At 46.3% G+C, this 24,946-nt stretch carries 18 protein-coding genes and 1 tRNA gene; 4 read left to right on the forward strand and 15 right to left on the reverse strand.

The features are described 5' to 3' along the window. Positions 1–3 precede the first annotated feature (3 nt). From Q8N16_01265 to Q8N16_01285, 5 genes are all read right to left on the reverse strand, one after another. Positions 4–345: a hypothetical protein gene (locus tag Q8N16_01265; protein ID MDP3093374.1), complete on the reverse strand. Its 342-nt coding sequence runs from the start codon at positions 343–345 to the stop codon at positions 4–6. Next, positions 342–1,283: a 16S rRNA (cytosine(1402)-N(4))-methyltransferase RsmH gene (rsmH, locus tag Q8N16_01270; GenBank protein ID MDP3093375.1), complete on the reverse strand. Its 942-nt coding sequence runs from the start codon at positions 1,281–1,283 to the stop codon at positions 342–344. The genes Q8N16_01265 and rsmH overlap by 4 nt, the downstream gene beginning before the upstream one ends. Before the next feature lie 29 nt (positions 1,284–1,312). Then, positions 1,313–1,759 carry a division/cell wall cluster transcriptional repressor MraZ gene (gene mraZ, locus Q8N16_01275; GenBank protein MDP3093376.1) on the reverse strand — a complete coding sequence of 149 codons (447 nt, stop codon included), beginning with the start codon at positions 1,757–1,759 and terminating at the stop codon, positions 1,313–1,315. 241 nt (positions 1,760–2,000) lie between these two features. Next, positions 2,001–4,541: an ATP-dependent Clp protease ATP-binding subunit gene (locus Q8N16_01280; GenBank protein MDP3093377.1), complete on the reverse strand. Its 2,541-nt coding sequence runs from the start codon at positions 4,539–4,541 to the stop codon at positions 2,001–2,003. Beyond that, the gene (locus Q8N16_01285) at positions 4,534–4,941 is read right to left on the reverse strand and encodes a hypothetical protein (GenBank protein MDP3093378.1); all 408 of its coding nucleotides are present in this window, start codon (positions 4,939–4,941) and stop codon (positions 4,534–4,536) included. The genes Q8N16_01280 and Q8N16_01285 overlap by 8 nt, the downstream gene beginning before the upstream one ends. A 422-nt stretch (positions 4,942–5,363) precedes the next feature. On the opposite strand from Q8N16_01285, the gene Q8N16_01290 reads away from it, so the two are divergent. Next, positions 5,364–8,129: a UPF0182 family protein gene (locus Q8N16_01290; protein MDP3093379.1), complete on the forward strand. Its 2,766-nt coding sequence runs from the start codon at positions 5,364–5,366 to the stop codon at positions 8,127–8,129. Positions 8,130–8,256: 127 nt separating this feature from the next. On the opposite strand, the gene Q8N16_01295 is transcribed toward Q8N16_01290, so the two are convergent. Both Q8N16_01295 and Q8N16_01300 read right to left on the reverse strand, forming a co-directional pair. Then, a complete protein-coding gene (locus Q8N16_01295; GenBank protein ID MDP3093380.1) occupies positions 8,257–8,451 on the reverse strand; it encodes a hypothetical protein in 195 nt (64 codons plus the stop codon). Positions 8,452–8,515: 64 nt separating this feature from the next. After that, a tRNA-Val gene (locus Q8N16_01300) sits at positions 8,516–8,587 on the reverse strand. A 386-nt stretch (positions 8,588–8,973) separates the two neighbouring features. On the opposite strand from Q8N16_01300, the gene Q8N16_01305 reads away from it, so the two are divergent. Next, positions 8,974–10,995 carry a hypothetical protein gene (locus Q8N16_01305; protein MDP3093381.1) on the forward strand — a complete coding sequence of 674 codons (2,022 nt, stop codon included), beginning with the start codon at positions 8,974–8,976 and terminating at the stop codon, positions 10,993–10,995. Between the two features lie 132 nt (positions 10,996–11,127). Continuing rightward, positions 11,128–11,391, forward strand: a complete 264-nt coding sequence (locus Q8N16_01310) for a hypothetical protein (protein MDP3093382.1) — start codon at positions 11,128–11,130, stop codon at positions 11,389–11,391. A 38-nt stretch (positions 11,392–11,429) separates the two neighbouring features. On the opposite strand, the gene rplL is transcribed toward Q8N16_01310, so the two are convergent. From rplL to Q8N16_01325, 3 genes are all read right to left on the reverse strand, one after another. After that, positions 11,430–11,843: a 50S ribosomal protein L7/L12 gene (gene rplL / locus Q8N16_01315; protein MDP3093383.1), complete on the reverse strand. Its 414-nt coding sequence runs from the start codon at positions 11,841–11,843 to the stop codon at positions 11,430–11,432. A gap of 68 nt (positions 11,844–11,911) precedes the next feature. Further along, the gene (gene rplJ / locus Q8N16_01320; GenBank protein MDP3093384.1) at positions 11,912–12,433 is read right to left on the reverse strand and encodes a 50S ribosomal protein L10; all 522 of its coding nucleotides are present in this window, start codon (positions 12,431–12,433) and stop codon (positions 11,912–11,914) included. A gap of 388 nt (positions 12,434–12,821) precedes the next feature. Beyond that, positions 12,822–13,361, reverse strand: coding sequence for a DJ-1/PfpI family protein (locus Q8N16_01325; protein MDP3093385.1), 540 nt, complete (start codon positions 13,359–13,361; stop codon positions 12,822–12,824). Positions 13,362–13,401: 40 nt separating this feature from the next. On the opposite strand from Q8N16_01325, the gene Q8N16_01330 reads away from it, so the two are divergent. Then, positions 13,402–15,537: a transglycosylase domain-containing protein gene (locus tag Q8N16_01330; protein ID MDP3093386.1), complete on the forward strand. Its 2,136-nt coding sequence runs from the start codon at positions 13,402–13,404 to the stop codon at positions 15,535–15,537. A gap of 2 nt (positions 15,538–15,539) precedes the next feature. Here the strand turns inward: Q8N16_01330 and Q8N16_01335 are convergent, their stop codons facing one another. From Q8N16_01335 to def, 5 genes are all read right to left on the reverse strand, one after another. After that, complete coding sequence (locus Q8N16_01335) at positions 15,540–22,022, reverse strand: alpha-2-macroglobulin family protein (GenBank protein MDP3093387.1); 6,483 nt, start codon at positions 22,020–22,022, stop codon at positions 15,540–15,542. Positions 22,023–22,060: 38 nt separating this feature from the next. Further along, positions 22,061–22,402: a peptidoglycan-binding domain-containing protein gene (locus tag Q8N16_01340; GenBank protein MDP3093388.1), complete on the reverse strand. Its 342-nt coding sequence runs from the start codon at positions 22,400–22,402 to the stop codon at positions 22,061–22,063. Positions 22,403–22,611: 209 nt separating this feature from the next. Next, positions 22,612–23,658 (reverse strand): endolytic transglycosylase MltG, encoded by a 1,047-nt coding sequence (mltG, locus tag Q8N16_01345; protein ID MDP3093389.1) that lies wholly within the window; start codon positions 23,656–23,658, stop codon positions 22,612–22,614. After that, positions 23,658–24,383: a protein-L-isoaspartate O-methyltransferase gene (locus Q8N16_01350; protein MDP3093390.1), complete on the reverse strand. Its 726-nt coding sequence runs from the start codon at positions 24,381–24,383 to the stop codon at positions 23,658–23,660. Before Q8N16_01350 ends, mltG begins: the two co-directional genes overlap by 1 nt. Positions 24,384–24,399: 16 nt before the next feature. Beyond that, positions 24,400–24,903, reverse strand: a complete 504-nt coding sequence (gene def, locus Q8N16_01355; GenBank protein ID MDP3093391.1) for a peptide deformylase — start codon at positions 24,901–24,903, stop codon at positions 24,400–24,402. Between the last annotated feature and the right edge of the window lie 43 nt (positions 24,904–24,946).

Raw genomic sequence — 24,946 nt, forward strand, 5'->3', positions numbered from 1 at the left:
AAACTATCTGGCAACCATGATTGTTCCCGGAGACCGGATAAAGGTCACTTCCCCCGTTTTCTCCAGGCCGAGATCCCGGACTAATATTTCGAGATTCGAAAGGGAATTTTCTCTGAGGGAATTCATTTCCAAAGACTCGTTTTCTTTTTTCAGCCCGGCTACTTTAAGCTGAAGATTTTGGGACTGGTAGGTTCTGGCGACAAATTGATTGTTTTGCCAGAGGCAGAGCGAAGTTAGGAAAACTATGAAAGCCAATTCCAGGCCGAGAATTAAATTCTGATTAAGCCTGGGAAAAGCAAACGATGGAAATTTTGTTAATCGGTACGGGAAAGCTAGGCTAGTCATAGTTTTTTTGCCGCTCTGAGGCTGGCTGATCTCGAGCGGGGGTTTTCTTCTAATTCTTTGCCGCCGGCGACCACCGGCTTTTTGGTTAAGATTTTGATTAATCCTTGCTTTTCTTTGGTTCTGAAAAAGTTTTTGACCAAGCGGTCTTCGAGAGAGTTGAAGGAAATGACCAGAACCTTGCCGTTTTTCTCAAGGACATCCAGGGTCTGCGGCAGAGTCTCTTCAAGGTTTTCCAGTTCTTGGTTGACAACGATCCTTAGAGCCAGGAAGGTTCTGGTGGCCGGATTTATTCTTCCCTTTTCGTAATTTGGAGGGACGGCTTTCTTGACGATCTCGGCCAGCTGTTTGGTGCTCTCGATTGGTTTTGCCTTTCTGGCGAGGCAAATTCTTTCAGCAATTCTTTTTGCAAATTTTTCCCCGCCGTATTGGCGCAAAGTCCTTTCGATTTCTTCTTCTGACCAGCAATTAACGATTTGGTAAGCCGTTAATTCATTTTTGAATTGCTGACCATCTAATCTCATATTCAACGGTTCATCTTTGGAGAAGCTGAATCCCCTGCCACACTCTTGTAAGTGCCAGCTGGAAAGCCCTAAGTCGAAAAGGATGCCCGAGACCTCGTTGAATTTCTGCTCATTAACAATCTTTTTTAAATTGACAAAGTTATCGCAGACGGTGATTAGGCGGTTTTTGTATCTGGTATTTAGTATCTTGTCCCTCGACTCCGCTCGGGACAACCCTGAGCTTGTCGAAGGGTTGTATTTAGTATTCTTGAAAATTTCCGAGTCGCGTTCTATGCCGAGGACCTTTCCTTTAGGTCCGTTTTTCTCTAAGATGGCCAGGGCGTGGCCGCCTTCCCCCAGAGTGCAGTCGATAAAGTTTTTGTTCGCTTTAGGGTCAAGATAATCAATAACCTCTTTTAAAAGGACGGGGATGTGCATTCTATTTATTTCGTTAGAAACAAACTTGTTTATATTCCCAGTTCTTTGTTTTCGTATAGTCTTTCGGCGATTTCCTCGCTGGCAACTTCGGTCTTGTCCCGGTATTCCTGCCATTTGATTTCATCCCAGATTTCAATGTGATTATTGACGCCGGCGACGACTACTTTCCGGTTTAGGCCGGCATATTTTTTGAGAAAGTCTGGAATTAAGATTCTGCCCAGGTTGTCTAAATTAACTTCCATGGCCCCGGTTAAAAAAAATCTGGCAAAGCTTCTTGAATCAGAGCCGGCCAGAGGCAGTTTTGAGATTTTTTCCACCATCACTTCCCACTCTTTGGCAGTGAATAGATACAAGCATTTGTCTAGGCCTCGAGTAATTACGCCTTTGGCGCCCAAAAATGAACGCATTTTTGCGGGAATAGCCAAACGTTTTTTCTCGTCAATTGAATATGTGTATTCGCCGGTAAATATGGTCATTGGGTTTGAGTTATCCCCTATTTTAAGTGGTTTTCCCACACTTATCCACAATTGTCCCCACTGAGTCCACTATAGCCCACCCAGATACCACCGTCAACCAGAGAAAATAGCGGTCTTCCCCACAGGTTTTCCACAGGGTAGTAGAACGTTAAAACCGCCTTTCGGCGGCTGTTTTCAAGGATTAAGAAGTAAGGTGTGGTTCAGCTACGATCGTAGCTGAAAGCGATATTAACGAATCTTCTTACAGCAAGTTTAATTTGAAATCCGGCACCGTAATTTCAATCCGGCTGCCTCTTTTTAACTGGCCCGACAGCAGAGCGGAAGCTAAGATATTCTCGACTTTGTCTTGAATGACTCTCCGCATCTGCCTGGCGCCGAAAACCGGGTCATATCCCAATTCGACGATTTTCTCTTTCAGGGCGTCGGTGATTACCAGCTCAATTCCTTTTTCCATCAGGTTTTTCTTCAATTTCTGCATCAGGAGACCGGCGATCGCCAGAAGATTTTCTTTGGTCAAAGACTTGAAGACGACGACGGCGTCAAAGCGGTTGATGAATTCCGGCCTGAAAAGCCCTTGTTCGAAAACGTGGCTCAAAAGTTTTTCTTTGATCTGCGGCATGGCCAAGTCCTTGGCCAAGGCTTCTAAAATCACCTGGTAGCCGGCGTTGGAAGTGGCGATAATGACAGTGTTGAGAAAGCTGATCTTCCGCCCCAGGCCATCGGTCATAAAGCCTTCGTCGAGAATTCTCAAAAACAGATTCAGGATATTCGGATGGCCCTTTTCAATTTCATCGAGAAGAATCAAAGCAAAAGGAGTTTCTCTGACCTGGTTGACGAAAAAGCTCTGCTCTTCGGTGGATCCGATCAGCCTTTTTGAATCCTGGACATTCTGGTATTCGGAGAGGTCGAGCCTGATTATTCGTTCTTCCGAGCCAAAGTAGATTGCCGCCAAGGCTTTGGCGGTTTCGGTTTTGCCTACGCCCGTGGGCCCCAAGAAAAGAAAAGTCCCCATTGGCCCTTTTCTGACGGTGATGTCGGATCTCGCTCTTCTCAAGGCCGCCGAAACCTCTTTGACGGCTTCTTCCTGGTTAATGATTCTTTGGTGGATCAGGCTTTCGAGGTCAAGAAGAACCTGTTTTTCCTTGATTGACAGCTGGCCGACCGGGATGTCGGTTTTTTCGGAGATCAGTTTGGCAACGTGCTTTGGCAGTAAAATCGGTTCTTTGGTCTGGGCAATGGAAATTATGGTCTCGGCCATCAGGTCGGTCGCTTTTTTCGGGAAAGGCAGAGCCGGCAAATACCTGTCAGCTTTGGTTACTAGCTCTCTCAAGGCGGGATAGCTGATGAATTTCTTGTACTTTGCTTCCCAGTAAGGAACGAACAGCTCCAAAAGCATAATTGTTTCTTCCTGGGAAATTTGCGAGATTTCCACTTTTTCAAAGAATTGGCCTACCTGGCTGGTGTCGACGGTTTTATGGAATTCGGGAAAATTAGTGACGGCGATGAATTTAAAGCTGGGGATTTGGAGATATCTGGCGATAACTCCGGAGATGTCGATTTTCCCCGGCCCCTGGGTTTTGCCGCCGCCGAGAAAGTTGTGGAAGTCCTGGATGACCAGAACGATATTTTTCGCCATCAGGATTTCTTGAAAGATTCTCTCTAAAAGCTGGGCCACTCCTTCCTGTCCTTGGCAGCTGCTGATCAAGGAAGGCAGGTCCAGCTCAACCACTCTTTTGTAATTGAGTTCCGGCAGGCTTTCGCCGAAAAGAAGTTTTTGGGTCAAGGCTTGGATTATCGCTCCCCGGCCCGATCCCGCCTCTCCGACAAGCAAAACATTGCTGAATTCGCTTCTGGCCAAAGATCTTTCAATCTGCTCGATTTCTTTTTGATGGCCGACGATTTCCGCAAATCCTTGGTCTTTGACAACCTCGGTCAAGTCGGTGGAGTGGCGGTCGAGGGTGACGGTGTAGCCGGCAGACCACTCTTTGCCGACAGAGCCCATTTTGATCAGGTTCTTATACTCCCAGAATTTCTTCCTTTCGGCCATCTTCTTTTGGTTAGTCTCCCACCACCAGGTCAGGTTGTCGATGTCCTCTGACCGGAGATCTGACTCAATGAGCAGCTCCCGGAAATGAGGATCGTATTTTGATAGGGCGGTCAGGACGTTGCCGCAGCTAATGAGCTTGTTGTCTCTTTTGTCGGCATTATTTAAGGCTTCAATAAAGAAATCAACTGGATTCTGGTTTTCTCCGGCATGAATTTGCTTGATTTTCTCTTCGAGAGATCTCTGGATTTCTGTCTGGCTGAGCAGAAGCCTGGAAAAGACAAAAGAAGTTAGGGGCGGGTTTTCGGAAAGCAAGGAATAGAAAAGAACGGTGGTATGAAAAGAGATTTTTTTGATTTGACAGATATTGTCGGCTCTTTTGAACATCAGGGCGGCTTCAAGCTCTATGAAATCTGCCAGGTTGAAATTCTCAATATCAGAAATAACCTCTTTGAGGCTGGCTTTTGGTTCAGGCCTCCCAACCTTTAAATTGAAGAAAAGGTCCAGCTGCCAAAAGATAACCGCCAAAGACATCAGTAAAAGAGAGGCTCCCAAGAGATGGGCAAGGGCCGTTATCGAGAACTCATTGGTGAAGAAGCCGAAAAGGAAGGCCAAGAAAAGGGGCAGAAAGGCGATAAAGAATATCTTTTTAAAGAATTTGGCGTATTTAAAGCAGAACCATTTTGATAACTGGGCCGCCTGGAAAACCGGACTTTTTCTTAAGTAGAAGTTAACCATTTTTGAGCAAGAGCCTGAGGCCGTGCCCAGCCGCTAAGAAGACGAGGACCGGCATCAGAAACCAGACTATAATAATGGCGATTCCGGCAAAGAATATCAAAATCTCAATCACAATTCCCAAGACAATCATTATCAGGCGCACGATCGCTCCCAGGACTCTTGAGATTGTGTTGGAGAAAATGACCTCAAGGTATTTTCCGAGATCAAATCCTCTCGGATAGTACCACTGATATTGATGCCAGTGGGAGAACAGGGTTTTCAGGAGCAGGGGCACCGAAAAGTAGTTCAGGTTAAAAACGAGGATATTTTTCCAGCCCCTCAAGATTCCCTTGGGGGCTTCGAGGAAATACCAGACGAACCATTGAATAAACAGATTTTTTTGAAGTAAGATGTTAAGCATTGTTTGATTATAGCAAATTGGAGCAGAAAGAGAAATATTTTTTCCTCTTGACAGAACCCCACCTTTGTGTTAATTATTTCTATCGAGCAAAAGGAGGATTCTCAGCTCTTCTTTAACCCCGTCAACGTTTTAAGGAGGTTGATTTTTACTTGTTCCAAGCAAGAGGTAGAGTTTTTGTTTAGAAGAACTGATTAAAAATTAAGGAAAGATCTTTGACAAGTAGCAATAAAGATACAAGAAGCGAGCGTAGCCGGAATACGGGCTTTTAAAGATGACAAGAGCTCATATCCCGGCCACGCTCGAATAAGAGCAGCCGAGAAAAATTCAACGTTCACAATAGGAGAGAAAAATAAACAAAATACACACACTGTTTTTCTATTCTCATATCAATCTTGTTCACCCTATTCGAAAAGGAGCTCAAAATGACTGGCATTCTGACCATCATCGGCTTGATCATCGGCATAATCGCCGCTGTGATCAAGTACAACCGGCAAGACGAAGATAAGGCCTGGCCTCCTATCAAGCTGGGCCTGACTGTTTTCTTCATCTTCCTGGGCATCGGGGCGGTGATCGATATCGCCGCCAACGTCTACACAGATTTTCTCTGGTTTGAGGAGCTTGGCTACACTTCGGTGTGGCTGAAGCGTCTTGAACTCAGGGTCGCGCTGTACCTCGGCGGGACGATCATCGCATGGGTTTTCTTCTACCTTAACGCGATGCCTGCCTGGAAAGCGACTCTGCGCAGAATCGGAGACTGCCGCGGCTATAACATCCCAGACGAAGAAGATTGGGTAAAAGGAACGCCGTGGGTCAAGTGGGCCTGCCTTGCTGTGGCCGCGCTTTTCGGCCTCTATGCCTTGTCTGGCTGGGACGAGATCTTGAAGTTTTTCAACGCCACGCCTTTCGGCATGACCGATCCAGTCCACGGCCTGGACCTATCGTTCTATATCTTCGGCCTGCCGTTCTGGAATTGGGCAAAGGGTTTTTTGCTCATTCTGGTCTTAGGAGCCGCCGTAGTAGCTGGAGTAGTCTATGCAATCTACGGTCTCATGACAAAGGACGACTCTATAGGCCGGCCGATCTTCGCCCATACCTCAGTCCTGGGCGCATTTCTGGTTTGGATTATAGCCTGGCAGTATAATCTGCAGCGCTTCAACCTGCTCATTGACGGCAATAGCAACCGTCTCGTCGGCGCTGGCTACACAGATGTCCATGTCTTGATGGGAAACCTGAATGTCATGGCCTGGGTAGCGATTCTCGTCGGCGCGGTCCTGCTCGTCAATGTGTTCATCCGCAACTGGAAGGTTTTGGCCACAGCCGGAGGAATCTGGCTGCTCATGGCCACTATCCTTCTTGCCATTGCGCCAGGAATAACCCAGTGGCTCAAGGTCAACCCGTCCGAGATGATCCAAGAAGCGCCCTACATCACGAATTACATCAATATGACAAGAGCGGCCTATGGCCTGGACGCGGTTGAGTCTCATGAAGTTGCATACCAGCCAGGCCTCGATCCGGAAGAGTATGAGGCCAACGACGCAACCTTGTCTCGGGCGCGCGTCATGGACTGGCGGCCTCTCTTAGATGCCAATGATACGCTCCAGGAAATCCGTGTCTATTACGATTTCAATGACACGGATATAGATCGGTACGTCGGTACGGAGTACATGGTCGGGGTGCGCGAACTAAGCATCGATCAGCTACCCACGCAGGCGCAGACCTGGAGCAACGAACACTTGCAATACACCCATGGAGAAGGGTTCACCGTGGCTGAGGTGAGTCAGGTTGAGAGTCAGGGCTTGCCCGTTTACACGGTTAAAAACATCCCGCCCGAAGGGCCAGAAGAGTTCTCTACGGAATACACCGAGATTTACTTCGGAGAACTTACCTCGGACTGGATCGCCGTGAACACCACCTTGGATGAATTTGGCCAGCCTTCAGGCGCCGGCGCCGAGTATGAGCGCTACCAAGGAACATCAGGGATCCGATTAACATCGTTGAACCGGTGGGCATTTGCCATTCACCTCGGCGACCTGAAAATTCTGATTTCCAAGTTCATCACCCCCGACAGCAGGATCATTTTCGATCGTGCCATCGGCGATCGTGTCGAGAAGATCGCGCCCATGCTCACCTATGATGGCGACCCCTACGCCGTTGTCGGCTCAGATCAGGTCTACTGGATCTGGGATGCTTGCACTACGGCAAAGACATTCCCATATTCAGATCCAACGGACGATGACATCAATTACATCCGCAACTCGGTGAAAATCGTCATCGGCGCCTATGATGGGAACGTCAGGTTCTACGTTGCCGATCCGGAAGATCCTGTTCTGCGCGTTTGGATGAATGTATTCCCCGGTTTATTCCGCTCCATGGACGAAATGCCGGAATTCATCAAATTGCATCTGCGTTATCCGGCCGATATCTTTACTATCCAGGCCGAGAAACTGGCTCTGTTTCACATGACCGATACAACCAGTTTTTACAACCGCGAGGATCTGTGGATGATTCCTCAAGAGGCTTACCTGGATGCGGCCGTGACCATGGACCCACGCTTCATCTCTATGCGTCTGCCGGGCGAGGACGAGAACGAATTCGTCCTGGTCGTGCCGTTCACGCCGGCCAACAAGCAGAATCTCGTCGGATGGCTGTGCGTCCGCATGGACGCTCCTCATTACGGCGAGATGGAACTCTGGCTTTTCCCGAGGGATCAGACGGTGATCGGGCCCATGCAAGTCGAGGGCCTGATCAACCAGGATCCGGTCATGTCCGGCAACATCACACTCTGGAGCCAACGCGGATCAACGCTTCTCTGGGGCAACCTGCTCGCCCTACCCGTTTTCAACGACGGCAATGGATCAGTGGTATACGTCAAGCCACTGTTTATTCTTGCTGAGCAAGGAAAGATTCCGGCCCTAACTAGAGTAATCCTCTGGGCCGGCGATCGTCTTATCGTTGAGGCCACCCTACAGGATGCGTTGGCTGTCCTTTACGGCGGCCAGACTACGGAAACTGTCGTTTCACCGCCTACGACAACGGGCGTAGTGGCGACATGCTCCGAGTTGGCCAACGCCGCCTACACATATTTTCAGCAGGCTCAGTCGTGCTATGCGAATAGCGACTGGGCGTGCTATGGCACTGCAATGCAGAAATTGGAGGAAACTCTCCTCCAAGCATCCCAGTGCCGCTAAGTAAGGAGGTTTGCACACACATCAACAAGGGGATCAGCAATGATCCCCTTGTTTTGTTTTTAAGAAATAATTGGCAGTTGCTTAACCGGGTTAAGCAACTATGTTAAAAAACGGCAGAGGCGGCTGTTTAAGTCGCCTCTTTTCCGCTTATGGCCTTTGGCTGTTTCGGCTGTCGCAGCTTTTGTCTTTTTCTGAAAATTGCCGGCCAGCCGATTTCCAGAAAACTGATCGGCAATCTTTGTCCGTTTTCGTCCAAGGGCGTTATGACAGCGAGGACCTTAGGTTTCTTTCTGGACCGATTTACTTTCTTTGTTTGGGCCATATTTTCCTCCTAAAAAAGAACTTTTTGGACGCAGTCTACTATATATTGATTGACTGCGCATCAGTGCGCGTGCTTGGATTTGGACCAAGGACCTTCCCGATGTGAACGGGACGCTCTACCCCTGAGCTACACGCGCTCATTTATTATTTCTATATTTTTAAGGGCTTATTGTCCAGCCTGGAAACAAATGGCGTTCCGCTTTTAGCGGAACGCCTCTGGTTCAGAAATCTTAAGTTGAGTCATCCTTCTGTTTTCAATTCCACACCGCAATGCGGACAGTTTGTCGGAAACCCATATTCATTCCCGACTTTGACTGTTTTAATTACCCCCCTACAGTTTCCACATTTGCAATCGTGGTCGGCCGGGCGCCGATTTTTTACGTGCAGCTTTTCAACCGGAACCGGTCGTCGAACTTGATCATTCCTTTTCTTTGTCATTACTTCTCTCCTCAAGATAAGATTTTCTAATATTCTAACCTTTTCTCATCTTTTGTAAAGGCCGCAAATTAGTTATAATTAAACAATGAAAATCTTTGAATTTCATTTTAATCCCGGATCAAAGCCAGATTTCATTTTTGACAGCTTTTGCTATGAGCCGAGCAATAGCCAAGAAAGGAAACTCGGCAGCCTTTACGTTATTGCCGAGCTCAAAAACGCCATTCCCCAAAACTCTAGATTAATTCAGAATCTGGCCCTTCTCTTGAAAAGAGAGTACTATTTCGGGAACTCTCCTGAACAGGCTCTAAAAAAGGCTCTTAAAAAGGCCAACGAGTTCCTTTCCGAGAGGACGAAAACCGGCAACGTCAGCTGGCTGGGGAATTTGTCTTTGGCAGCCATCAGCCTTAACGATTATGAGGTTGCTTTCAGCAAAGACGGCAAATTAAAGACCATTTTACTGAGGCCGAGCCAGATCACCGACATCGGCAAGACCCTTGAGATCGAGGAGTTTGAACCCTACCCCTTAAAGATTTTCACCAACATTATCAGCGGTAAATTCCTGGAGAACGACAAAATTATGGTTCTGACTGACGAGATCTTCGACCTGTTCTTGAAGGCTGGCTTTCTAGACAAAATTGCCAATGCCCATGACCAGAAAGAGTTAAAAGATTTATTTCAGGACAAGGAAAAAGAATTTTCCGACATCTGCGGCATCTGCTTTCTGATCTTCATGTCCAAAGAATCTTCTCCAAAGAGCGCCCTGACTTTTAAAAAAGCAATCACTCCCCTATCTTTAAAAGAGGTTTTCGCTCCGGTTCGGCGGATTCTTTCAAAACTGTCTTTGAGAAAAGCCATGGTAAAGCTTTTGAAAGCCCTACCCAAAATTTCTTTGCCAAAACTAAAGTTAAGGCTGGGAAAACCTGCGGTAAATCTTAAAAAACTCAAACTTTTTGACGTCAAAAAGATAAGGTTGCCGAAGTTTTCTCTGCCGAGGCTGTCGCTGAAGTTTTCAATTGATTTAAAAGACGAGAGAGCGAGGAAAAACCTTTTCCTGATTTCTCTATTTGCCGCTCTTTTGATTCTCGGTTTTCTCTTTTCGAAAAGGGAGGCAGAGATAAAAATGATAGATTTCCGGAACCGGCTGATCGATGTTCAGGAAAAAACGGTCAAAGCCCAGGGCTACCTGATCCTCAATCAGGAGGAAAAAGCGAACAATCTTTTAAAAGAGGCTTTCAAGGACGTTTTGGTCCTGGCCAAAAGCAGCAGCCCGATCAGGAAAGAAGCTTTAGCCGTTCAGGCGTTGATCGAGGATAACCTGACGGCTTTAAATAAAATTGAAGACGTCAAGGATCCCAAGCTGGTTTTTGATTTTGCCAACAGCGATTTTGTTCCCCAGCACCTGATTGCCTTTGAAAACAGCCTTTACTATTTCAGCCCCTACTACAAAGGCATTATCAGGACGTCCGGAGACACTTTAGAGAGAATTAACGCAGATTATGGATTCAATTTGGCGGCTGCCACCAGCTTCGGCCTGGCCCTTTTCAGCAAGCCGGACAAGATCTCATTCCTCAAAGACGGCCGCCTCGAGCCAGCTTTTGCTCTGGAACTGCCCAAGCCCGATACGGTTTTTGTAGCCATGACCTCGTTTAAGGATAGCCTTTATTTCTTGGAAAAAGGCACCGGCAAGATTATTAAATACCGGGAGCCGTTTTTCGAAAACGCAGATCAGCCAAGATATTGGATTCAGGCCCAGGAGAAGAAGGCTCTGGGGGCAAAATCTCTTGAAGTGACAGGATCGGTCTATGTTCTGGCCGACGACAACGCTGTCTGGGAGTACCGCGGCGGCCTGCTGCTGAATAAAACCTATTTGTCCGTCTTTCCCTTTCCCCAGAAATTGGCAAAGATAACGGCTTTGCCTTCCCTTTCCGGTCTGGCCGTCTTGGAGCCGTCGCAAGGCAGGATCATTTTAATCGACAGGCAGGGCTCTTTGATCAGGCAGTTCCGGAGCGAAGAATTCCTCAACCTTAAAGCGGCGGCTTTTTCCAAAGACGGCAGATTCCTCTATGTTCTCAGCGGCTTAAGAGCTTACCAATTAGATTTGCGCTAATCAAATCTCCTTGGCTGAGCCAAGCCGAAATGAATAGTTAAACTGATAGATGTTCTGCTGCTGAGTTTAAAATAATTCCCCTTCTTGTTTTTATTCTGACATTGTGCTTATATTTATTCTGAAGGAGGAAGAATGGACAAAAAACTGTGTTCCTGTATGCGGAAGAGCGGCAAGCCGGGCCTTCATCATCGTCGGACTTGTCCGCTGTTCATGAACGCCTGGGTGCAGAAGATTGAACTGAAATGGGCGTTTGCGCCTAAAAGAAAGCGCGGTCAGCCGGGTCGCATAAAGCAGCGTGACATCTACGGCTCCTGCGACTGGGATACAGGTCAGGGCGCGTACGTTCGTCCTTACCTGAAAATCACAATTGTTCCAATTAGAAAACGCCGTCGCTAAAATCAAAGCGATGGCGTTTCCGTTTATAGAAAGTTTTTCTATTTCAGCTCGACGGTGGCGCCGGCGGCCTCAAGCTTTTTCTTCAGGTCTTCGGCTTCTTCCTTCTTGACGTTTTCCTTTACCATCTGGGGGGCGGCAACCGCAGCGTCAACCAGGTCTTTGGCCTCTTTCAGGCCCTTGCCGGTAATATCCCTGACTACCTTGATCACTTCGATCTTTTTCCCGCCAACTGATTTCAGCTCGATGTTAAAGACGCTCTTTTCTTCCGCAGCCGCGTTTGACGCGGCAAAGGCGGGGGCAGCGGCAGCCATCATCGGGGCTTGAGCCGAAACTCCGAATTTCTTTTCAAGGATTTTTACCAGTTCGGCCAAGTCTAAGACCGAAAGGTTTTCGATTTTCTCGACGAGATCCTTGAATTTCGCCGGTACCACAACTTTTTCTAATTCTGCCATGGGACTTTGAGTTATTTGTTAATTTTTAAATCGACGATACTCTGGGTCGTTTTACGACCTAGAGGATGTCATTTTTTAATTGAACTTAGAACATAAACTAGACCTTTGACGTTTCCTTGAAGGACGTTAATAAGGCCGGAGATGGGGCCGGCAATGGCGCCGACCAGCTTTGCCAAAAGTTCTTCTTTCGAAGGCAATTGGGCGATCGCCAAAACTTCATCTTTTCCGAGCAGAAAGTTGTCAAGAATCCCGCTGATGAATTTCAGGTTCTGGTTTCCTTTGGAGAAATCGTAGAGTGCTTTTAAAGGCTGGATCGGGTCTTCTAAGCTGAAAAGGACGGCCACTTCCCCCTTCATCTTCCTGGCAGAAACGGCGGAGACCCGGTCTCCTCCGTTTTTCAGAACTAGATTGATCAGAGTTTTCTTGGCCACTTTGAGAAGTCCTTTGGTTTCCTTCAGTTTCCTGCGCAGAATGACCAAATCGTTCGCTTTCAATCCCTGAATGTCAACAAAAACGATTGATTTCGCCTTTTTAAAATTGTCATTCAGATCCTCTATGGTTTTTTGCTTTTGGGCTTTTGTTTTTGGCATACCCCGTAGGAAATTAAATATTTTCCGTTGGTTTTCTTAATCTACTGTTTGTATAAAATAATAGATATTTCATTCGATAAGATTTAAGTTGAAGAGAAAATATTTGTTAATTATGTTTTTAGAATGATTTTTTACGGTTTTCCTGAAAGATTAAAGTCAAATATCTCTAAATCTCTGGTCCGAAAACAACGAAAACATAATCATTTCCTACGGGGCATGGTCTCCAATAAAAATCTGCGTTTTGGCGCAGACAAACAATTATCAGTTTATTCTAAAAAACTATAAACCGATTCATGCCTGGGCGGGCTGATTAAACCCTGTAACCTCGCCTTACGGCTCGATTCGGGTCCCCGCTGTCTGCGGCAATTCTGGATTTATAGTAGCAAAGTCATTTCAGCTTGTCAATGATTGTCATGGCAAAGTCTTGGGCAGCTGAAGGCCCTGAAGCGGTAACTATTTTCCCGTCGGCAACTACTGGTTTATTTTCATAATTAACTCCTTCTTTTTTCAGGATTTGGACAAAGCTTTTGTCCATATTTGAAGACCAGACAGTCGCTTTTTTGCTTTTGAGAACGCCGGCCTTGGCGAGAATAGCCGGGGCGATGCAGATTGCCCCTAAAACCCTATCCTCTAGAACAGTTTCCAAAGCGATGCGGTGGGCGTTGGGATCGTCAAGATACCTTGAAGCTCCAGACCCCCCGATAAAAATGACAGCTTCAAAGTCTTTAACCTTGAGATCCTCGATCAGGAGATTTACGTCTGTTTCTTGGCCGTAGGCGCCGATCGCCTGGCCGAGCTTGTTGCTGGCGGTGATAATTTTAAAACCCGCCGATTCCAGGATTCCTCTAGGAACCAAATACTCTTCGTCGTTGAAGTCTCGAAAGGCAATGATTAAAGCTATTTTTTTTTCTTCTAAAGCCTTGGACATTTCTATATAGTATAATAGGACGATAAGAGCTTAGAGGCAAATGAACCTTAATCTTAAAAAAAGAAAACTGGCGACAATCATTCTTGCCCTAATTATCCTGGGTTTTATCACCGGTTTTTATCAACAGGGGCAGCTGGTAAATCTTTATAATCTTCAGGCTTCGCCGGCAATAAATGACAGAAACGGAGAAATGATCGCCTTGGAGCCGAACTCTAAAGGTTATTTTAACCGTCCTCTCGAGAACGTCCCCGGGAAAATCGCCGCTCTCTTGGTTAAAAAAGAGGACAGATTTTTCTATTACCATTTCGGGATAAATCCCTTGAGCATTATCCAGTCGGCGAGTGGATATTTTGGCATCGGCAAGAGAAAAGCTTCGAGCACCATTTCCCAGCAGCTGGTAAAAGTTCTTTTAGGGAATGAACTCAAAAGGGATTTGGGAAACAAGATTAAAGAAACTTTTTATACTTTGAGCCTAGAAGTCTTTCACGCGAAAAAGGAAATCTTAAAAATGTACGCTAATTCGATTTATTTCGGAAACCTGGCCCAGGGAATTCTCGAGGCGAGCCGGTTTTATTTTGGAGTCGATCCGGAAATGCTGACCGATGCCCAGATTTTCCAGCTTCTGGCAACGATCTCGAGCCCGACGGAAAACAACCCGGCCGGCAAGAAGAACCAGGAGCTGACTCTGGCTGTTTCAGAAAGAATGGGATTTCCTGCGCAAGAGTCCGATATAACCAAAGTTTCAGAGGTTCTAGGAAACATAAAAAAACACGACCGCGTTGGCGACTCTTACTTTGAATTGAAACCGTTTTTAGCCAAAGGAATTGATTCCTGCCGGGTCAGCCTGGACCAAAACCTAAACTCGAAAATCAGGGAAACCGTCAGGCGAAACTTGGGGAATCTGGCTGACAAAGAAGTTAAGAACGCCGCCGTCGTTGTGATTGGCTTGCCAGAGAACGAAATCTTGGCCTTGATCGGCTCGCCGGACGCAGGTTCCTTAGATTCTGGCTATCAAATTAATATGCTTTTTGAGCCCAGACCCATCGGCTCGACAATCAAACCCTTTATTTATCTCAAGGCTTTTGAAAAGGGTTTAAGGCCTTACTCTTTAGTTGAAGACAGGGAGTACAAGTACATTACCGCCTTGGGCTTTCCTCTTTACCCGAAAAACTTTGACTATCGGTACCGCGGTCAGGTCAATCTCCATTACGCCTTGAGCAACAGTTTAAATGTGCCGGCAGTAAAGGTTTTAGAGTACGTCGGCTTAAATGACTTTTACTATTTCTTGGAGAACGATTTGGGCATAAAGCCCTTGCAGCCCTGGGAAAACTATCAATTGGGAATCGCCCTCGGCAGTTTAGATTTGAGCCTTTTTGATCTGGCAAGGTATTTTACGATCTTTCCCCAACAGGGCATTTTGAAAGACCTTTCAATACTCAAATGCCAAAACGTGGGAGGTCGGACCTCCCACAAAACTATCGGAGACCCGGTCTCCGTAATTCTACAGCCTGTAGTTAAACCGGGCTATATCCAGCTGGTCAATAAGATATTGAGCGATCGGAAAACCTCGATTGATCAGTTCGGAATGAAAAGCGAACTCAATCTTTTCCAGGAAAACTACGCTTTAAAAACCGGCACCTCCAGGGACTTTAAAGACAGCTGGGTTGTCGGCTACACCCCTGATTTTCTGGTTGGAGTTTGGGTCGGCAATGCCGACGCCTCTCCGACCAAAGGTGTTTCCGGTCAGCAAGGAGCCGGCCTGATCTTTTCTGAAGTCATGGAGCTGCTTTTAAATTCTAGCTACAACAAAAAAACCGCTTTTGAGTTTGACCTCGTCAAAGAGTTCAGGAACGACGGGGATTTTAACTACGGCCTTGAGGGCGACGATTATCAGAAGGCCTTAAATCTTCTGACCGAAAAAGACGAATCCCTGATTCTCCTTCCGCACGACAACGATTCTTTTCTGCTCGAACTCAATACTAGAATCATTCTGCGCGCCAGCCAGGAAGTTGACTGGTTTGCTAATAATCAATTTTTAGGCTGCGGCAAAACCTGGATTTTTTCGCCGCAGGCTTTTGGAAACGGAGGAGACCGGGTCTCCTCCGTCTATCAAATCAAAGCCGTCTCTGAATCTGGCCTGACTCAGGAGCTGACGATTTTCGTCGAAAGTAACTAGTCTTACTCAACTAGGAAGCGGCCGCCGGCGGTGCGGCCGAAGTTCTCCGGAAAATACATTTCAAAAGCCAAGGCGGGCAGATGGAGGAAGTCTCCTTTGGCAATGGCTCTAACATAGTAGTTGAATTCGTAGATTCCCGGGCTCAGGTTTTCCGTAAACAGGAAGACCCGGTCGTCTCTCAGTTCTTTGAAAGTCGGCCTGAACTCAAAGTTGTTCAGCTCTTTTTCCTGGAGCCTTAAAGATTTTTGTTCGGTAGCCAAGTCAAGATTAACGATTTCCAGGCCGGCCGGAATGTAGTCTTCAACAGTGGCAAAGTGCCTGGACTTGGGAACCATTATTTGGAGGCGGACTCTCAAAACGTCTCCGGTTTTAGCCTCGCTGACCGGGTTTTTATTTTCCAGATCGTCTAGGCGGAAAAATTCCCTGACAATGGAGAAGCCTTCATCTCGCGGGGCAATTTGGTCTGCCGGAAGATAATACTTCAGAGCCATGTCGTAATAGAAATTGTTAGCAGATAGGTTGACATTTTCCTTGTTGAAAACGACAGTATTGGTTTCGCCGAACTTCAGGTCTTTTAGGGGAATGATTTTTCTGAATTGGTTAAGAATAGTTGAAGGTTCGAAGTGGAAGCTATCTTTAAGGTTGTCATTGATCTGGAGGCCGAGGACAAAATTTGATTCGGTTTCCCTTTTCCACTTGAGAAAATCGGTGAAAGCCTCAATCGCCGCCAGAGTGTTGTTGGTTGATCCCCAGGCGCCGTCCTTTTCTCTGGAATTAAGAATCCATCTGACTATTTTGTCCAAGATCGGGCTTTTGCTTTTGTCTTTGGCCAGGGCTTTTAAGTAAAGAGCCGTGTCCTTGACCGGAGTTTCGTAATAGTACCAGAGCAGATTCTGGTTCGGCTCCAAGAAAGCGCCCCGGGAATCGATGTCGACGCGGTTTTCCAAAGTCTCAAAGATTTTTCGCTTGAGAATCAAGGGGAAATCGTTCTTTTTGTCTGTTGTTAGAATTGCGAGATACGCCAGCGAGGCGTTGCTGATATTTTCCTTGATAAAGAGATCGTCGTTGGCAATTTCAATAACTTTTTTCCTCAAGTTTTCTCTTTTGTCCCAATCGGGCAGCTGCGACAGAGTGTAAGCGGCCAGGATAATGTTATCTCTTTGGTTGTAAAGACGCTCTTTGGCGGTGATTTGCTGGTAGAGGTAGTCGGCCACTCTTTTCAAGCTGTTTTGGTTTATATTGTATCCGGCCAGAGAAAGGTTGTTTAAGGTTTCGGCAGCCTGGAGGCTGGCGTGGTAGTTGGAATCCCCCCCTCTCCAAAGGCTAAAGCCGCCGTCGTATCTCTGGTTGTCGTAGAGCTGGGCCAGCCCGATCTCGACGATTTCATCAATCGAATATTCCTTGTCATTGTATTTAACTTTTTCTAGTTTGAACTTGTCGGCGAGGTTGGGAAGATTGAGCCCGGTTTTGACGATGGCAATGGCGTTGAGCTTGGATCCGATCTGCTCGGTGCAGCCGTAGGGGTATTGGATGAGGTAATTCAGGGCGTCGGAAAGGAAGACGGCCAAAGTGGCCGAGCTATTTATTGTCAGAGATCCTTTTTCCCTGACCACTTCCTCGGGCAGGAATACGTACTCTTTGGCGGTTTTGTCTGCGGTATAGTTTGCGGTCGAAGTGGTTTCGTAGGTGTTGTTGGGCGTGATTTTTATAGATTGAATGACCGTGTCTTCCAGGCTCTGGCTCTTGGCAGAAATCTTAAAAACGTGCTCTCCGCTTTCCATCTGTTCTGGAGACTGGACCTGAAAGTAGACGGTCTGCGTCTGCCCCTTGTCAACTCTCACTTGTTTTTGAGCGGCATCGTCTTTCAACAAAAGAGTCTGGCTTTCAAAAACAAGGTCGAGTTTCTGGTTTTCTTGGCTTTGGTTGAAGATTTTGGCGCCGATGAAGAACTTGTCGCCGGGAACGGTGAACCTCGGCTTTATGGGAACAATCATCAATTCTTTCCTGACCATGAATTCTTGGTAGTTGACGCCGAGTTTGGTATCTTTTGTCAGGCCGATGGTTTCCGTTTGCCAGGTGGTCAGGTTGTCAGGGAGAGTAAATCGGACATTGGCTTTTCCTAAAACATCCGTTCTGACAACCGCCTGCCAAAAAGCGGTTTCCCTAAAAACTCCCCTAGCCTTTTTTCCCGGGGCTTCTGAAGCCAAGCCGCTGCCGCCTTTGCTTTTTACAATTTCCGTTTCAACAAGAATATTTTTCAGGTTTGAAGAGGCGGAAACCGTCAAGGGAAAGCCGTCATAGAAAAAGACCAAAGGATCTTTCTTGGGGTTTCCCTTGAGAGCCAAGACGCTCAAATCGACCACGGCTATCGACAGCTCGCTTTCAGCCGGAGATCCGGCGGCGTCTTTTGTTTCAATGTCCAGCGAAACTTCTTCTCCGGGCAGGTAATTGGTCTTGTTGGCTTTGACCGAGATCTCCAGCTCTTTGGTTTCGGTGTCAACTTTAAACTCTGCTTTTCCGAACTTGACTTCAGGCGTTGAAGACTGGAGCAGGACCGAAACAAAAACGTTGGGAACGTATTCTTTTTCGATCTTAAAACTGAACCTGGAAAGGCTGCCTTCGATTTCCTTTATTTGGTAGTCGAAAATCCTGCCTCTTTCGATGGAAATTAGGGCGGTGGCTTTTACATAGGGCGACTTGATAATAACGGTCGCTTCCTCACCGACTTTTAAATTTGTTTTTTCTGCCCTGACTTCAAGATCTGTTCCTTCAGTCGGCCTGACGCTGACCTGGCCTTCTCCCCAGACATAGATGTTATAGCTTGAAACTATGGAATTCTCTTTAGAGTCTCTGGCAGAAGCCTCAATTTCGTATTCCCCTTCCTTGGAAAGTTTCAAGGGCTGGATATACTCGCCCTGACCATCGGTACTGAAGTTGTATTGTTTAACCAATTCTTTTTTCTTCTCCCATTTGTAGCCATATCCTCCGGTCGCTTCCTGCCTTTTCGAGTAAATCCAGTCGATCTTGTAAACATTGAGATTGATATTGCCAACTCTTTTGGGAGCTCCCTGAACGTCAACGGCTTTGATTTTTATCTTTGCTTCCTCGTTTTTCCCGAGAAAGTATTTGTCAGAGCTGATTCCCAGATAGAATTCTCCGGCGTGCAGGATAAAAGATTTCTGAATAGAAACGCTTTGTCCCTGGGGATTGGTCAGGGTGGCGTCGACAACAATGATTTTGCTCTGGGGTTTTTCATCTGACCTCAATAGTTTTGCCAGATCCAGCAAACTAGAGATTTTCGCCTTGCCCTGTTCAAGTTCGGTTTCGCCTCTGAACAAAAACCTGTCGTTGTAGGAATATGGCAGCCAATAGTCTCTTTCCGGACCGACTCTGAAGTATTCTCCGGAAACTGGAAATCTGTCGAAATAGTAATCCTGGCTGCTGAAAGTATAATTGATCCTGCTTTTTTCTAAGGGGACCCCGAAGTAATAATTGGCTTGAATTTCCAGACTGGCGATATCCTTGGAAATATACTCCTCCTTATTAGCGGTCATTTCCACCTGGAAAGCCGAAGCCTGGTATTCCTGGACGTCAACCAGGATGCAGCTGAACTGGTCGGCGCAGACCCGGTAGCTTCCCAGGGGAGCGTTATTGTCGAGCAGAATTTTGGCGTCAAAGGTTCCGAAGTCGCTAACTTCCAGATTTTGGCCGAAGATCTCTTCTCCTCTGGAGTTGTAAGCCTTGAAATCGATTTTTTTGTCGCGCCAGATTTCGTAATTGCCGTCGTATCCCAATCTCATGATTCCCTTGACAAAGACTTCCTGGCCAGGCCTGTAAATGGGCTTGTCGGTATAGAGGTAGATTCTTTTTGCTACGGAAGCAAGGCTAGCCCAGTTTAATTCGGCGCCCCATTGGGGGATGACGGTGCTATCTTGGCCGTTGGCAATGATGGCGCCTCTTAAGCCAGCGACAACTTTGGTTTCGGCGACGCCATCGTCATTGGTCAAGAAGCTTCCGGCGGGACTTAAATCATCGCCTTGGTAAAGGCTCACTTTAACCCCGCTGACAGGAGTCAGATCCGCCAGGTTGGTCACCCAGTAGAGATTGCGGAGAGAGTTTAATTCTTTTTCGGTCAGAGGCTGGCCCGTGCCGTAAAAAGCAGTTTCCGGCTGGATCCTTTTTTCAGCCACACCCAAGTTAGTCACATTCAAATGAGTCCTTTCGTAAAGCTGTCCTTTTCTTTCCAGCCATTTGTTATTTTCCATAACCCAGTAGCTCGTCCGGTAGTTGGGATGGGAAAAAGTAACAATGTAGTAGCCGAGCTGGTCTTCGAAATAATCTTTGATGTCCACCTGGAAATAATTCTTCCACCAGAATTTCTGGGGCAGCTCAATGGTTTTAGCAATTCTTTCCTGGCAGCCGGTCAGGGTTTCTGGCGAGTCAGAATATTTTGGCCTTTTAACCGTATAGCGTAGAAAATCGTGAGCAGAAAGCTTGCAGATATCGATATTGACATATTCCATATTCTCGATGGCATAGGTCAGTTTAGTTTTAGAAGGAGAGGTGACGCTGTAGTCTTTTTGGAAATGGTAGAAATTCAAGTAGGCAGAAGGTATGTCGCCGGTGGCAAATTCAAGAGAGCGGCTGGCTTTCTGGCCAAAAACGTCTTCCAGGTTGAGCTCGAGCAAATAGCGCGATCTGGGCATTAAGCCGTAGCTAATGCTGGTATAGAACTGTTTGAGATCGCATTGCTGATTGGAACCGGAATAGATATAATCTATCAGATAGGAGGCCGGCCAATAAGTGACAGTGTAGTCTAAATCTGCTTTAAGGTATTTTTTAAAATCTTCTTTAGCCGGGACCTTGAGAGGTGAATTGGAGCAGATAATGAAATCCCTGACGCTGGCGTCCTGGCTATTGTCTGATGGGAAAGTCTTCAAGATTTTGAACTTGGGATAAGAAACGACGCTGACTTTAACCGGGTCTTTGTTGATAGTCAGACTTTGAGCATTGACGACTCTCTCAAAATTGATTTCTAAAGTCTCACCAAGCCCAACCTCTTGGCCTTTGAAAGTGATTTCCAAAACTTTTTTATTGTCTGCTTTTTCGCAGGTTTCTGGATTGTAAAAAGCTTGGTCTTTGTCTTTGCAGTCTTTGGCGTAAGCAATAGTGTTTAGTTTAGGAATTCTTATTTCCGATTTTTCCAGGTCGATTTCTTCGTAAAAGCTAACCAGGAGCTTTCCCTGGGGATCAAAGAAGTTTTGCCGGGCGTAACCCGTCCTTTCCGATGTGGCAGTAATATTTTCGATGACGCCCGAAACATTAACGCTTGTCTGCGAAGTTTGCCCCAAGATAATGTCGCCTTCAAGGGGATAAGCTTTATTTATTTTCAGAGAGTAACTTTCGTTGAAATCCCAGAGTTTTTCTCTGCCAAACCTGTCTTTTTCTTTATAGATCAGGATGGTTGATAGAGCTTGGTCTTTAGTAGAAGACGATTTTGTTTCAGACAGGGGCCTGGTCAGGAGATTTTTCCAGTTTTCAATTGACCAGAAAGGTTTGTCAGCGCCCTTCTCCTCTTCGGCATGCTGGGCGACAAAAGATACATTTTGGCCGCTAACGTTCGTCAAAGACATCTCCTTTTTAATTTTTTCCAGATCTACCGGCTGGTTGAAATGAATGGCAATCGGCTGGTTGTAGATAATTTGTCCCTGGGACAGGCCAGCATATCTCAATTTTCTGGTATAGAAGTTATTGGTCGTTCCTTTCACCTCCAGACCGTCCATTGAAATAAGCCCAGATTTTATCTTTACCTGGTAGTTTGAAGATCTCTGCAGCCTTGTTTCGGGTATGAACTGGAGATTTCTGGTGGTGATCCACTTGAATCTTCCCGGGGTCTTGGGGGTAATTTCCACCGGCACCTCTTTTTCTTCTAGATACCCGAGAGTAGTCAAAGGAACCATTGGCCGGTTAAAGATAATAGTGATTTCCGAGAGCTCTGGAGCTTCAGAGTCTTTTGCCGGAAAAATGCCGATGATTTCCGGATCTTCGGTCGCCAGGAAGTCGTCGCTCAGAGACACTTCTCCTGCCATTGCCAGCCTGACTGAGTAGTGCCGGTTCAGGTTCAGCTCCGAGTCCGGTCTAAAGTAGACTGCGTTTTCGGTTTCCGGGAGTGCGTTTGACAAAACCGAGGCGAGGATATTTTTCTTGTTTTCCTGGACGAGCCATTTTCCTTCAATTGCCGGTTCAAAGCTGATGTTTTCAATGGCTTTGGCCTTGTCTGTTTTCGGTGGCAGAAAGATCGGGATGGCTGCCGATTTTGAGATCTTTTCCGGCACCAGGCGATAACTTTCTCGGTATTCCTGCCGAGGCACCCCTCTTTGCTGGAAATAAAAAAAGGCAGCCAGAAGAACTGCCAGGATTACCAGAATGGCGGGGCCGATAAACTTTTTTTGGCTGTTGAGAAACTCTTTAAATTTATTGAGCATCTTATTTGTTTTAGGGTGTTATTTAAGGTATTTTACTTTTACCAACAAAACGGTTCAGGTTTGTTATCAAGTAAAAAAGCGTTTGCCAGAACCCTTGTTTTTGGACCAAAGTAGCCCGAGGCTGGCATAATATTCCTGTCTTTTTGATACTTTACCAGGGCCTGTTTAGTTTTCGTGCCGAAAAAACCAGTGTCTAAACCGTAATCTAAATCCCCCGCGCCTATTAAAAAAAGCTGCAGCTGTTTCACTTTCTCGCTTCGCATTCCAAAAGAAAGGTTGCTCTCGAAAGATTTCACTTGCGATTTTACTGATTCGCGGATAAGCCTTTGAAACTCGCATTTTTTAAGAAGGATCGTTTCTTTTAATTCCCATTCGTTCATCTCCGAAATCGGTTTCCCCCAGTATGAAGGCGGCGTAGGTAAAGGAATGGGGTAAGTCGAAATAGGTTCGGTGGACATAACGCCGAGCGCGAAAAACAGTCCGATAGCCGTCAATAAGAACAAATACGATCGCCTCGTCACAAAAATTATTGACCGGCATGTTTTAATTAATACCTCCTTGTTCATATTTCTAAGCCCGAGATTATTACTTATTTAAGGTATTTTACCTTATTTAGGTTGTGCTCTTCAAGGGTCTGGCTGAAATAAGTGGTTCCGTCAGGCGCAGACAGATAATACCAATAACTGCTTTGTTTTGGGTAAATGGCGGCCTTGATGCTTTCCAGGCCCGGATTGGCAATGGGGCCCGGCGGCAGGCCCGCGTACCTATAAGTGTTGTAAAAAGAATCGGTTTTCAGGTCGTCATAAGTGAGCTTTCCCGGACTTTTGCCTAGAGCCCTTATACCCGACCGGGTCGGGCCCGGCGCCAGAGCGCCTAGGGCATAAACAATAGTGGCGTCAACCTGAAGCCGCATGCCGGTTTTCAACCTTTTCCAGAGGATGCCGGAGACAATCTTTTTGTCTTCAAGAGTCTTTACCTCTTCTTCGAGTAAAGAAGCTATGGTGACTATGTCAAAAATAGTTTTCCCTTGGCTTTTAATCTTTGACCTGATCTCCGGAGTCAGTTTTTCATCAAAATTAACCAGCATTTTTCTGACTAAAATATTCGTCTCCTCCCCTATTTTCAATTCATAGGTGTCGGGGAAAAGATAGCCTTCCAGAGAAGCGGTTTTCGGCTTGTCTGCCAGGAATAAAAACTCTTTGGAAAAGTCCTCGTCAGCAGCTCTAATAAAATCTGCAGCAGGCATGAGGCCGGTTAGTTCCAGGTATTGGCCGATTTCACGCATATTCCAGCCCTCGGGTATGGTTATGGTTTGCCTGGCAATGTCCCCAGAAATGATTTTTTTTGCCATTTCCCGAGGCGTCATAGCTTGAGAGAATCGGTAATCCCCTGCCTGGAGTTTTCTTGCCCCGCCCTCCAAGAAAACAACGATGTCAAAAAACCATTCCTGTCTGACTAAATTTTCTTTTTTGAGATTCTTGGCTATTGCAAAAAGGCCTTGCCCTTCTTCAACAGAAAAGAGTTTTTCTTCGGTTGAGGCGTTATCATAAGCAAGGTTCATTTCTAGCCAAGTTCCAATAAGGATTGCCAAAACGAGAAGGGATAATAGAATCAAGGTCTTTTTCATGAGATTCATTATTTTGACACTAAGGGAACAAAAACAAAGCCAGGGTATTCAATCTCTTCGAATTCATCTTTACCCTTTTTTATAAAAAGCCAGATGGAATTCCCTATGGGCGTGACAATCCTGCCGCCTATTTTCAACTGTTCTTTCCAGGCCCTAGGCGCTCTGGCGCCGGGCCCGACCCAGCCGGGTATAAGGGCTTCTGGCAATTCGTTCCTTCGACTCGGCTCAGGACTTTCAGCCTGGAGGCTGGCAGAAACCAGAATTTTATCGTAAGGAGATTCCTCGGCATACCCTTTTGAGCCGTCGGCACAGATAATCTCAGCTATCCCATTTTCAACGAAGTTATACTTGGCGACATTGTCTCTTGCAAACTTCGCTAGCTCTGGAATTATCTCAACGCCAACTACTTTACTTTTGTATTTAGTATCTAGTATTTTGTATCTGGTATCATTTCCTCCGACGATGCGAGCCAAAAGGGCGGTTGTATAGCCGGAACCGCAGCCAATATCCAATATCTTTTGTCCCGGCTCTGGCTGTAATAATTCCAGCATAAAGGCAACCACTAAGGGTTGGGAAATGGTCTGGTTGTTGCCGATCGGCAAAGCTTCATTGATTTCGGCCAGGTCCTTGAGGTCGTCTGGCAAGAAATCAACCCTTTTTATCGCCTTAAAAGCCCTGATGATCTCGGGCGTTTTCAGCCAACCCTTGGCAATTAAATAATCAATAAGTCCCATCTTTTTCACTCTACTGCTACGTAGCAGCATACTGAGAATTTAATTTTCTTTTTATCTTTAATTTCTGCCACAGTGGTAGTCTTTCAAAAAACAAGACACCGTTTAAATGATCTATTTCGTGCCGGAAAACCCCAGCTGGAAAACCCTCGGCCTTAAACGCAATTTCCCGCCCTTCCTCATCAATCGCTTTTATTTCTACCCACTTTGGCCTCTTGATTTCCAACCAGAGGCCGGGAAAGCTTAGGCAACCTTCTACTTTTTTGACTTTCTCTCGACTCTCCCTGGTAATCGTCGGGTTGATAAAACCCCTCAATCGTTTATTAATTAAAACCACAATCGCTCTTTGGGATATTCCGACCTGGGGGGCGGCTAAGCCTACTCCCCTGATTTCGTTGCCTTCAGGAGTAAGAGTTTCTTTCATCTGGCGGATCAATTCGAAAATCGCTGGCCCGACTTGCTTTATCAGCTCGGCTTTTTTCCTTAAAACCGGATCCGGATATTTTTTAATCTCAAGACTCATATTAATTAATACTAACATAAAAAGAAAAGCCCCCGAAGCGTTT

This window comes from bacterium, assembly GCA_030693425.1.
Lineage (GTDB): Bacteria > Patescibacteriota > Minisyncoccia > Minisyncoccales > GWA2-46-15 > GWA2-46-15.

What these genes read in the sequence shown, in the direction of transcription:
- Q8N16_01265 (MDP3093374.1), bottom strand. Translation starts at nt 345, where the DNA reads ATGACTAGCCTAGCTTTCCCGTACCGATTAACAAAATTTCCATCGTTT.
- rsmH (MDP3093375.1), bottom strand. Translation starts at nt 1,283, where the DNA reads ATGCACATCCCCGTCCTTTTAAAAGAGGTTATTGATTATCTTGACCCT.
- mraZ (MDP3093376.1), bottom strand. Translation starts at nt 1,759, where the DNA reads ATGACCATATTTACCGGCGAATACACATATTCAATTGACGAGAAAAAA.
- Q8N16_01280 (MDP3093377.1), bottom strand. Translation starts at nt 4,541, where the DNA reads ATGGTTAACTTCTACTTAAGAAAAAGTCCGGTTTTCCAGGCGGCCCAG.
- Q8N16_01285 (MDP3093378.1), bottom strand. Translation starts at nt 4,941, where the DNA reads ATGCTTAACATCTTACTTCAAAAAAATCTGTTTATTCAATGGTTCGTC.
- Q8N16_01290 (MDP3093379.1), top strand. Translation starts at nt 5,364, where the DNA reads ATGACTGGCATTCTGACCATCATCGGCTTGATCATCGGCATAATCGCC.
- Q8N16_01295 (MDP3093380.1), bottom strand. Translation starts at nt 8,451, where the DNA reads ATGGCCCAAACAAAGAAAGTAAATCGGTCCAGAAAGAAACCTAAGGTC.
- Q8N16_01305 (MDP3093381.1), top strand. Translation starts at nt 8,974, where the DNA reads ATGAAAATCTTTGAATTTCATTTTAATCCCGGATCAAAGCCAGATTTC.
- Q8N16_01310 (MDP3093382.1), top strand. Translation starts at nt 11,128, where the DNA reads ATGGACAAAAAACTGTGTTCCTGTATGCGGAAGAGCGGCAAGCCGGGC.
- rplL (MDP3093383.1), bottom strand. Translation starts at nt 11,843, where the DNA reads ATGGCAGAATTAGAAAAAGTTGTGGTACCGGCGAAATTCAAGGATCTC.
- rplJ (MDP3093384.1), bottom strand. Translation starts at nt 12,433, where the DNA reads ATGCCAAAAACAAAAGCCCAAAAGCAAAAAACCATAGAGGATCTGAAT.
- Q8N16_01325 (MDP3093385.1), bottom strand. Translation starts at nt 13,361, where the DNA reads ATGTCCAAGGCTTTAGAAGAAAAAAAAATAGCTTTAATCATTGCCTTT.
- Q8N16_01330 (MDP3093386.1), top strand. Translation starts at nt 13,402, where the DNA reads ATGAACCTTAATCTTAAAAAAAGAAAACTGGCGACAATCATTCTTGCC.
- Q8N16_01335 (MDP3093387.1), bottom strand. Translation starts at nt 22,022, where the DNA reads ATGCTCAATAAATTTAAAGAGTTTCTCAACAGCCAAAAAAAGTTTATC.
- Q8N16_01340 (MDP3093388.1), bottom strand. Translation starts at nt 22,402, where the DNA reads ATGAACGAATGGGAATTAAAAGAAACGATCCTTCTTAAAAAATGCGAG.
- mltG (MDP3093389.1), bottom strand. Translation starts at nt 23,658, where the DNA reads ATGAATCTCATGAAAAAGACCTTGATTCTATTATCCCTTCTCGTTTTG.
- Q8N16_01350 (MDP3093390.1), bottom strand. Translation starts at nt 24,383, where the DNA reads ATGGGACTTATTGATTATTTAATTGCCAAGGGTTGGCTGAAAACGCCC.
- def (MDP3093391.1), bottom strand. Translation starts at nt 24,903, where the DNA reads ATGAGTCTTGAGATTAAAAAATATCCGGATCCGGTTTTAAGGAAAAAA.